Below are 9863 nucleotides of genomic sequence, written 5' to 3' on the forward strand. Positions count from 1 at the left end.
TCGGGCGAGGCGAGAACGGTCGCGGCGGGAAAACGGGCGTCGAAGGCGGCGATCGTGGCCTTGGCGGCCTCGTCGCGGTCCTCGCCGACGTGTTCCTCGGCCAGGTCGAGCAGGTCCGTCGCGCTCAGATCGGCGGGCACCTCCACGACCGCAAGCCCTGTGTCCTTTTTGTCCCGACGAGCCGACGCGGCCGGACGGTCGGACGGGGACAGCGTCAACGTGACGCCGAACGGCTCGCGCGCCAGCCACTCGGCGATGCGGCTGCTCTGCGCGGTGGTGCCGTTGCGGGCGTCGAACCGCGCGGCCAGCTCGGTCGCCCCCGCTGCCAGTTCGGCGGCCAGCTCGGCGGCCGTGACGTCGGGGCGGTCGCGACGGCGTACGACCGCGTCGCCGTGACCCAGCTCGGTGACCCGGGCGAGCAGGTGGCTGCCGGCGGCCGAGAAGTCCATGGCCGCGGCGGGCGACGGCGCCTTGTCGAGCCAGTCGATGTGACGCTGGAGGATCTCGAGGCCGCGGTGCTCGTTGCCCGTGCGGGCGCAGAAGGTGATGTGGCCGGCGATGTCCTCCATATCGGCGAGGTTGGCCCGCTGGAGCCGGTATGACCGGCGGTGCGCGTCGGCGGCCTCGGCCTCCCGCCCGGTCATCAGGTAGGGCACCATCAGCTCCTCGAGGATGGCCTGCGGCTGCTCGGTGCAGTTGAACGTGCCCTCGAGGACGGGATGGGCGTGCTCGACCGCCTCGCCGAAGCGGCCGCGCGTCGCCAGATAGGCGGCGACGTCGGTCGGGTCGCAGCCGACGCAGTCGGAGAGACCGTCGCGCGGGGCCGCCTGCCACTTCTCGTACCAGGAGTCGGCCTCGTCGCGCAGCCCGACGTGGTCGGCGACGACGTAGCGGTATTTGTAGAGCGCGCCCAGGCCGCTGCCGTATTCGCGATATCGCCGCTCCATGTCGTCGAGCACCGCGTAGGTGCGCGCCAGCGGCACCTCGGGAAACTTCGCCAGCGCGTTGACCATGCTCTTGAACAGCCAGAGCAGGCTGTGCTGGGCGCGCTGGTGGTAGGGCTGCGGGTTGCGGTCGAAGTCGGCGACGCACCACGAGAAGGTGACGAACGCCTTGGCCGGCTCACCGCCGTAGATATAGGCGTTGGTGGCGATCAGCCGTGACACGAAGGCCAGCTGCGGGTCGGGCACCGCCTCGACGTGGCGCAGGATCTGCTCCACCAGCGCGATCTGGGCGGCGCCGTACGGCAGGTCCTCGGCCTGGGAGATCAGCTCCCAGAGCTCCTCGGCGGTCTTCATCGGTCCTCCTCCCCCTGCGGGACGGCTCGATCGAGCAGGCCCAGGAACGACGTGGTCAGCAGCGCCGCGTCCGCCGGCCGGATCGGATGGTGACCCAGCATGAGCGCCTGACCGTACAGCGACTCGACGGCGAGGCCGGCCAGCTCGGGATCGGCGATCGCGATCACCCGGCGCACCAGCGGGTTGCGGTGGTTGAGCACCAGCTGCGGGCGGTCGGCCGGCGCGGTGTGGGCGAGCGCGTCGAGCACGCCGCCCCACAGGTCGTCGGCGCGATCGCGGCCGGCGGTGAACTCCTCGTGGAACGCGGCGGACCGGCTCACCAGGTAGAGCGCGGGCGAGGTCACCGGGTCGAACGCGCGGACCTGCACCTCACAGCCGAGCCGGTCGAGCCGGCGCTGGGCGGCGGTGAGGAACGGGCGCAGCCGCAGCTCGGTCTCGGTGTCGACGGCCGTGAACCGGGTCGCCAGGTCGGCCGGCTCCAGTCGCTCGACGCGCACCTCGGGGTCCACTTTGGCCAGCCGCTCGATGAGGTCGGCGTCGTAGACGTAGCCGCCGTTGATCAGCGCCACGTCCTGGGCCGCGGCGACCGCGGCGAGCTGGCGGAACTCGTCGGCGGTGGACGCGTAGCGGATCACGCCGTAGCGCTCGCGGAACTCGGCCAGGGTGAGCCGGCCCATGTTGGTCTCCATCGCATACCACTGCTCGACCAGGCGCAGCATCTCGTCGTCGTGCAGGGCGAGCGCCTTGACGCCCAGGTGGTGGACGCCGAGGAAGCGGGCCAGCTTGCGCGGATCGGTGGCGGCCAGCCGGACCAGCCAGCCGCGCAGCTGATCGGCGATGGCCTCGCGGGTGTCGGCGAGCAGGCCGTCGTCGTAGAGCGCCTCGCGGCTCGCGGTCGGGCGCAGCTCGGTGCTGTCGACCACGCAGCGGGCGAAGAAGGCCCACTCGGGCAGCAGGCCCTCGACGCTCTCGGCGAGCAGCATGCGCTTGAGGTAGACACGGTGACCGCCCCGGGTGGCCGGGTTGACCGGCGTGGGCAGGATGAACGCCACCCCGGTCAAGCCGGCCTCGGGCACGTCGAGCTCGACGGTGTCGAAGGGGCGGAAGCCGAAGACCTGCTCCGCGTATCGCGCCAGGGTCTCGTCGCCGTGCTCCCAGGGCACCGAGCCGCTCGTCACCGGCGCGCCGTCGACCTCGACCCGCACGGGCAGCAGGGAGCCGTAGAGCTCGGCGAGCTCGCGCACTGTCGCGCTGGTCAGCAGGTGTTCGGAGCCGCGGCGCGGCACGAGCGTGACGGTGGTGCCGGGATCGCGCTCGTCGCCGGCGCGCACGTCGTAGCGTCCGTCGGAGTAACCCGTCCACAGGACCGGCTCGGCGCCGTCCCGGCGGGTGTGCACCCGGATCTCGTCGGCGACCAGGAAGCACGAGAGCAGGCCGATGCCGAACTGGCCGAGGAACTCGTGCCGGGCGAAGCCGAGCTCGTCGCGCTTGGAGCTGCGGCCGATGGTGGCGAGCAGCTCGTGGACCTGGGCCTCGGTGAGGCCGATGCCGTTGTCGGCGACGCGCAGCTCGCCGTCGCCGGTCGTGAGGGTCACCGATCCGCCGGCGACGTCGCCCGTGGCGGTGATCGCATCGACGGCGTTTTGCAGCAGCTCGCGGACGTAGACGCGTGGGCTCGCGTAGAGGTGGTGGCTGAGCAGATCGACGATGCCCCGGAGATCGACCTGGAACGTGTTGCTCACGGCGGACAAAGTACCGCCACCCACCGACAGAAACGGGGCGGTTTTTCGCCGCCCCGTCCTGACGTACCGAAGATCAGCTCAGGCCGCCGGGCTCCGTGCCCTTGGCGATGGGCGCGCGGACCAGGTTGCCCCACTCGGTCCACGAGCCGTCGTAGTTGCGGACCTGCGGGTAGCCGAGCAGGTGGTGCAGCACGAACCAGGTGTGACTCGACCGCTCACCGATGCGGCAGTAGGCGATGATGTCGTCGCCGGTGTCGAGCCCGAGCTCGTCGCGGTAGATCTTGGTCAGCTCGTCGGCCGGCTTGAAGCTGCCGTCCTCGTTCGCCGCCGACTTCCACGGCTTGCTCAGCGCGCCCGGGATGTGCCCGCCGCGCAGGGCACCCTCCTGCGGGTAGGCCTCCATGTGGGTCAGCTCGCCCGTGTATTCCTGCGGCGAGCGCACGTCGACCAGCGGCCGCCCGCTGCTGATGTGGGCCATGACCTGGTCGCGGAACGCCCGGATCTCGGCGTCGTTGCGCACCGGCACCGGGTAGTCGGCAGCCGGGCGCTCGGTGCGGTCGCGGGTCATCGCGCGGCCCTCGGCCACCCACTTCTGCCGTCCGCCGTCGAGCAGGCGCACGTCGCGGTGGCCGAAGAGGCTGAAGACCCAGAGGGCGTACGCCGCCCACCAGTTGAAGTTGTCGCCGTAGAAGACGATCGTGTCGTCGCGCCCGATGCCCTTGGCCGAGCAGAGCGCGGCGAAGGCGGCCGGGTCGAGGTAGTCGCGGGTGAGCTGGTCGTTGAGCTCCAGGTGCCAGTCGACCTTGACGGCGCCGGGGATGTGCCCGGTGTCGTAGAGGAGCACGTCCTCGTCCGACTCGACCACCACCAGGCCCGGGGTGTCGAGGTTGGCGGCGAGCCACTCCGTGGTGACGAGCTTGTCGGGATGCGCGTACGCCTGCAGCGTGGGCGCCGGATCGTTCGGAACGGACATGCCTGTCACGCTATCCCCTCGTCAGGCCGCGATGTCGCCCGTCATCGGGGCCAGCCTCGGCCGCTTGGCCGTGACGTGGTCGCCGGACGAGTGACCGCGCAGGTGACGTCCGACCCAGGGCGCCAGGTGCTCACGGGCCCAGCGCAGGTCGGCGCCGCGGGCCAGCAGCCACGGCGTGGGCTCCGGACGGGGCGGCACCAGCATCCACTGGTCGTCACAGCCGACGCCGAGCGCGTTCAGCACGTGGCCGGCGACACGGCGATGCCCGGCGGGCGAGAGGTGCAGCCGGTCGGGCGCCCACATGTGCGGGTGGCGGAACGCGTCGTCGGCGAACAGGTCGATCACGTACGCCCCGTACTTGTCGCCGATCATCTTGGCCCCGTCGTTGAGCACCGCGGCCCGGCGGCCCAGCATCGCGGGCAGGTTGACGGTCACGTCGGCGAACCGAAACAAGATCATGTCGGCGCCGGCCCCCCGGACCTGGGCGACCACCTGCTCCATGCGAGCAACCAGCGCGTACGGGTCGACGCGCGGCCGCAGCGAGTCGTTGCCGCCGGCCGCGAAGCTCACCAGCCCGGGCTTCATGGCGAGGGCGGGCTCGAGCTGCTCGTCGACGACCTGGCCGAACAGCTTGCCGCGCACGGCGAGGTTGGCGTAGCCGAAGTCGGGTCCCGAGTCGACGGCCAGGCGGGCGGCCACCAGGTCGGCCCAGCCCCGGAACGTGCCGTCCGGGTAAGCGTCGTTCAGCCCCTCGGTGAAGCTGTCCCCCATTGCCACGAAGCTCTGCCACGCCATGGCGGTCCCCCTTAACGCGCCTTCAAATTTTGCTCGTGGGGAACACATTTCCACCGATGCAAGGGGTCCGGAAGCGTGACGCTGGCGACACGGGTAAATCAGGTGTAATCCCTCGCACACCCCTTCTACGCTGCTGCGCATGCTGTTGCGAATGTCCACCTTGCTGCTCCGCACCCTTCGCGAGGAGCCGGCCGAGGCCGAGGTGCCGAGCCATCGGCTGCTGCTGCGCGCCGGATACGTCCGCCGCGCCGCGCCGGGTGGATTCACGTGGCTGCCGCTGGGCAAGCTGGTCCTCGACCGGGTCTGCGACATCATCCGGGACGAGATGGCCGCGATCGGCGGCCAGGAGGTGTCGTTCCCCGCGCTGCTGCCCCGCGAGCCGTACGAGGCGACGAACCGCTGGACGGACTACGGCGACGACATCTTCACGCTCAAGGACCGGCGCGGCTCCGACTACCTGCTCGCGCCCACCCACGAGGAGATGTTCACCCTGCTCGTGCAGGACATGACGAGCTCCTACCGCGACTTCCCGCTGCTGCTGTTCCAGATCCAGACGAAGTACCGCGACGAGGCCCGGCCGCGCGCCGGCCTGCTGCGCGGGCGCGAGTTCCTGATGAAGGACGCGTACTCGTTCTCGCTCACCGACGAGTCGCTCGCTGCTCGCTATGCCGAGGTCCGCGCGGCCTATCAGCGCACGTTCGCCCGGCTGGGGCTCGACCACACGATCGTCTCGGCGGTCTCCGGGGCGATGGGCGGCTCCGCCTCCGAGGAGTTCCTGGCCGTGAGCGAGGTCGGCGAGGACACATTCGTCGGCTGTACGGTGTGCGCCTTCGCGGCCAACACCGAGGCCGTCGTCACACCCGTGCCGCGGGTGCGTGAGAAGAGCCACGGCCCGCTCACCGTGCACGACACCCCCGGCACCCCGACAATCGCGTCGCTCGTCGACCTGGCCAACGAACGCGCGCTCGGCGGCCGCACCGACTGGACGGCCGCCGACACCTTGAAGAACGTCGTGGTCACCGTCCACCACCCCGGCGGGGAGGACGAGCTGCTCGTGATCGGCGTCCCCGGCGACCGCGAGGTCGACCTGAAGCGGCTCGACGCCGCGCTGGCGCCGGCCACCGCGACCCTCTTCGACGACTTCACCGCCCGGCCCGACCTGGTCAAGGGCTACATCGGCCCCCAGGGCATCAAGGCGCGCTACCTCGCCGACCCGCGGGTCGCGCCCGGCACCGCCTGGCTCACCGGCGCGAACGAGCCGGGCAAGCACGCCGTGAACGTGGTGGCCGGGCGCGACTTCACGCCCGACGGCACGATCGAGGCCGCCGAGGTCCGCGCCGGCGATCCCTGCCCGGCCTGCGGCGACGGCTCGCTCACCATCCGCCGCGGCATCGAGATCGCGCACATCTTCCAGCTCGGCCGCCGCTACACCGACGTCTTCGGGGTCGAGGTCCTGGGCGTCGACGGCAAGCCGGTGCGGCCCACCATGGGCTCGTACGGCGTCGGGGTGTCCCGCGCGGTCGCGGCGATCGCCGAGCAGCACCACGACGAGCGCGGGCTGCTCTGGCCCGACGAGGTCTCCCCGGTCGACGTGCACATCGTCGCCGCCGGCAAGGACGGCCAGGTCGACGCGGCCCTGCGGCTCGGCGCCGCCCTGGTGGAGGCCGGCCTGCGCGTGCTCGTCGACGACCGGCCGAACGTGTCGCCGGGCGTCAAGTTCACCGACGCGGAGCTGATCGGCGTCCCCCGGTCCGTCGTGGTCGGCCGCCGGCTCGCCGAGGGCTACGCCGAATTTCGCGATCGACGCACGGGCACGCGGGAAGAGGTGTCGATCACGGACATACCGCGTGTAATCACTGCTGCACTCGGGTAACTCCATTCACAACACGGGAGGTGTGCGCATGGCGAGGCCATCGGTCGCCGATGTCATGACCCGGCAGGTCGTCTACCTGCCGGAGGCCACCATGCTGGACGAGGCCGCCCAGGTGATGCGCGACCGCGCCATCGGCGACGTCGTGGTGACGCGGGGGCCGACGATGATCGGCCTGGTCACCGATCGCGACATCGTGGTGCGGGCGATCGCGGAGAACCTGCCGGTCAAGACGACGTCGCTCGGCGACATCACCTCGCACGAGCTGATCATGGTGGAGCAGTCGGCCACCGTCGACGAGGCCGTGCAGGCGATGCGCGACCGCGGCGTACGCCGTCTGCTGGTCTGCGACGCCGACCGCAAGCTGGTCGGCATCATCAGCCTCAGCGACGTGGCACTGCTGCCCACCTCCGCGCCGGCCTGAGATCTTCCGCGTAGGGTCGCTTCCGTGACCGACATGCCCCCGAAGCTCGCCGAGATCGTCGACGAGTTCGCCTCGGCGCCACGCGACGTGGTGCTCGAAATGCTGCTCGAGTTCGCCGACTCCATGCCGCCGCTCCCGGCCGACCTGGCCGGGCACGACGGCATGGAGCAGGTGCCGGAGTGCCAGACCCAGTTCTTCCTCAAGGCGACGGTGCAGCCGGACGACACCGTGGTCACCTTCTTCGACTGCCCGCCCGAGGCGCCCACGACGCGGGCCTTCGCCGGCATCCTCGCCGAGGGTCTCGAGGGCGCGACGACCGCCGAGATCCTCGCCGTGCCCGACGACCTCTACGCGCGCATGGGCCTGGCCCAGGCGATCAGCCCGCTGCGCATCCGCGGCGGCTCGGCCATCCTGGCCCGGCTCAAGCGGCAGGTCGCCGCCCAGGTCGCGGCGCGGTAGGGGCCGGCGCGTGGACATCCAGGTCTGGGCCGACGTCGTCTGCCCGTGGTGCTACCTCGGCAAGCACCGTCTCGAAAGAGCGCTGGCCGAGCACCCGGGCGACGTGACGGTCACCTATCGGGCGTTCCAGCTCGACCCCTCCCCCGTGCCCGCGCCGCTGCCGATCAAGCAGGCGGTGGCGGCGAAGCTCGGCGACGCGGAGCAGATGTTCGCCCACGTGACCGCGATCGCCGCGGCCGAGGGCCTGACACTCGACTTCGACCGGGCGGTCGCGGCCAACACGTTCGACAGCCACCGGCTCCTCGCGTGGGCGGCGAGCCAGGGCCGCCAGGCCGACATGCTCGACGCCCTCCAGCGGGCCTACTTCACCGGCGGCGTCGACGTCGGCTCCCGGCGGGCGCTGGCCGAGGTGGCCGGCTCGATCGGCCTGGACGCCGCGGCCGCCGCGGCCTACCTCGAGACGGACGCCGGCACGAGCGCGGTCAACGCCGACCTCAACGAGGCCCGCGAGCTGGGCATCTCAAGCGTGCCGTTCCTCGTGGTCGACGGGAAGTACGCGATCCAGGGCGCCCAGGACTCCGCAACCATCCTGGCCGCCCTCGAAGAGATCGCCCGCCGCGAGGCCGTCGACGCGGGTCGATGACGTTCCACGTGAAACGGGATCAACGTCAGTCGATGGACTTGGCGAGGTCCTGAATCACCTCGGCGCCCGGCAGCGCCCCCAGCGCGGGACCCGCGATCGCGATCTTGCTGTGCCGCACGCCCGATCCGACGATCACGTGCGGCGCGGCGGCAACCCGGGAGTCGACCAGGATCGGCCAGTCCGCGGGCAGGCCGATGGGGGTGATGCCGCCGTACTCCATGCCGGTCAGCCGCACCGCGTCGTCCATCGGCGCGAAGCTCGCCTTGCGCACGTCGAGGTGGCGGCGGATCACGCCGTTCACGTCGGCCCGCGTGGTGGCCAGGACGATGCAGGCGGCGTAGCGGGTCACCTCGCCACGGCGGCCGGCCACGATCACGCAGTTCGCCGACACTTCCAGGCCCACCTCGTACGCCTCGCAGAAGGCCGCCGTGTCGGCGAGCTCCGGGTCGATCGCGGCGACCAGCACCTGATCGGCGTCGATCGGCGCGTCCTCGGGCCAGACGGCCAGCGCCTTGGCAACCGGGGCGGCCAGGAGGTCGGGGCGGGACAGGGCGGGTTCGAGCTTCAGGCTTCCCATCACGCTCGCCATCCTCGCTCAATACCTCGGCGCCAGGTAGTCCTGCCCCTCTCCAGGGGTGCTATCCCTCAGGCGGCGCCGAAAAGTGCCGACTATCAGAGGCTGTGGAGGAACGTCGTAGCGCCCGAGTCGGGACCGTCAGCGGCCTGGCCCTGCTGGCCGGCGGTACCGCGATGGCCGCCGCCTCGGGCGGCGGCACGCACTCGGTCTTCGCCACGTTCCTGCTGGTCCTGCTGACGGCCGGACTGGGCCACGCGCTGGCCGTCGAGATCAGCCGCCAGGCCCGACGGGGTTCGCCGCCGCGCTGGCGCCGCGCCGACACGGCCAACGCCGTGCTGCTCGGAACCTGGGCCGAGCTCTCCCTGATCCTCGCGATCGTGATGCCCGGGCCGGAGCGGTTCGTGGGGCTCGGCCTCGCCGCCGCCTACACCGCCGGCTGCGTCTACTTCGTCACCGAACGCCGCCGAGCCGCCGCGACAGCGCCGTCCGGGCGCGCCTCACGGACCACGCCGGCCGAAACCCACACCGTTCCTGATGACGCCCTCGCCTCACCGGCCGAAAACCCCGTCCCCACCTCGCTGGCGGAAACCCCCGTCCTTGTCGCGCCGGCCGAAACCCCCGTCCTTGTCGCGCCGGCCAAGACCCCCACCATCCCTGGTGGCGTCCCCGCCCGGCCGGCCCAAACGCCCACCGTCGCCGCCCCGCCGGCCGAAACTCCCACCCTCCCCCGTGGCGTCCCCGTCCTGCCGGCCGAGAACGAGGCTGTCGCGGGCCGCACCCCCGCAGCCCCGGCCGGGGCTCACGCGCCGGCATACGGCCACGCGACGCCGGCCGAGAGCCGAGCCGGGATGCCCGAGGACCGGACCATGGCGGCCGAGACCCTCGCGGTGCCGGCCAAGACCCTCGCGGTGCCGGCCAAGACCCGTCTGGTGTCGGCTGAGGCTCATCGGGCGCCGGCGGAGGAGCGGTCGGTGCTGGTTGAGCCGGGCGGCGAGACAAAGCGCCACCCCGCCGCGGCGCGGCTCGAAACCGCGGCGTCGAACCATGTCGCCGCCGCCTCCGCTCCGACGGAGGCGCGGCGC

The 9863-nt window shown here is 71.9% G+C and carries 9 protein-coding genes and 1 pseudogene; 5 read left to right on the top strand and 5 right to left on the bottom strand.

Going from position 1 to position 9863, the window contains the following annotated elements; translation table 11 throughout:
• From Ade02nite_RS37835 to Ade02nite_RS37850, 4 genes and pseudogenes are all read right to left on the bottom strand, one after another.
• Positions 1-1298, bottom strand: a pseudogene (locus Ade02nite_RS37835) (tetratricopeptide repeat protein); the annotation flags it as partial.
• Positions 1295-3040, bottom strand: a complete 1746-nt coding sequence (locus Ade02nite_RS37840; RefSeq protein WP_203774351.1) for an HSP90 family protein — start codon at positions 3038-3040, stop codon at positions 1295-1297. The pseudogene Ade02nite_RS37835 and the gene Ade02nite_RS37840, both read right to left, overlap by 4 nt.
• Before the next feature lie 73 nt (positions 3041-3113).
• Positions 3114-4013, bottom strand: a complete 900-nt coding sequence (locus Ade02nite_RS37845) for a sulfurtransferase (RefSeq protein ID WP_203774353.1) — start codon at positions 4011-4013, stop codon at positions 3114-3116.
• Positions 4014-4034: 21 nt separating this feature from the next.
• On the bottom strand, positions 4035-4808 hold the full coding sequence (locus Ade02nite_RS37850; RefSeq protein WP_203774360.1) for an SGNH/GDSL hydrolase family protein: 774 nt from the start codon (positions 4806-4808) through the stop codon (positions 4035-4037).
• A 139-nt stretch (positions 4809-4947) separates the two neighbouring features.
• On the opposite strand from Ade02nite_RS37850, the gene Ade02nite_RS37855 reads away from it, so the two are divergent.
• Genes Ade02nite_RS37855 through Ade02nite_RS37870 form a run of 4 tightly spaced genes read left to right on the top strand, consistent with a single transcriptional unit; the run spans position 4948 to position 8204 of the window.
• Complete coding sequence (locus Ade02nite_RS37855; protein ID WP_203774362.1) at positions 4948-6681, top strand: proline--tRNA ligase; 1734 nt, start codon at positions 4948-4950, stop codon at positions 6679-6681.
• 28 nt (positions 6682-6709) lie between these two features.
• The gene (locus Ade02nite_RS37860) at positions 6710-7102 is read left to right on the top strand and encodes a CBS domain-containing protein (protein WP_203774371.1); all 393 of its coding nucleotides are present in this window, start codon (positions 6710-6712) and stop codon (positions 7100-7102) included.
• 24 nt (positions 7103-7126) lie between these two features.
• The gene (locus tag Ade02nite_RS37865) at positions 7127-7561 is read left to right on the top strand and encodes a SufE family protein (protein ID WP_203774373.1); all 435 of its coding nucleotides are present in this window, start codon (positions 7127-7129) and stop codon (positions 7559-7561) included.
• Between the two features lie 10 nt (positions 7562-7571).
• Positions 7572-8204, top strand: coding sequence for a DsbA family oxidoreductase (locus Ade02nite_RS37870; protein WP_203774375.1), 633 nt, complete (start codon positions 7572-7574; stop codon positions 8202-8204).
• A gap of 25 nt (positions 8205-8229) precedes the next feature.
• Here Ade02nite_RS37870 and Ade02nite_RS37875 read toward each other — a convergent pair whose 3' ends face one another.
• Positions 8230-8781 carry a YbaK/EbsC family protein gene (locus Ade02nite_RS37875; protein WP_203774379.1) on the bottom strand — a complete coding sequence of 184 codons (552 nt, stop codon included), beginning with the start codon at positions 8779-8781 and terminating at the stop codon, positions 8230-8232.
• Between the two features lie 104 nt (positions 8782-8885).
• Here Ade02nite_RS37875 and Ade02nite_RS37880 point away from each other — a divergent pair.
• The coding region (locus Ade02nite_RS37880) for a hypothetical protein (RefSeq protein WP_203774377.1) at positions 8886-9863 on the top strand (978 nt) is incomplete at its 3' end.

Origin of the sequence: Paractinoplanes deccanensis, from assembly GCF_016862115.1 — a bacterium.
Classification (GTDB): domain Bacteria; phylum Actinomycetota; class Actinomycetes; order Mycobacteriales; family Micromonosporaceae; genus Actinoplanes; species Actinoplanes deccanensis.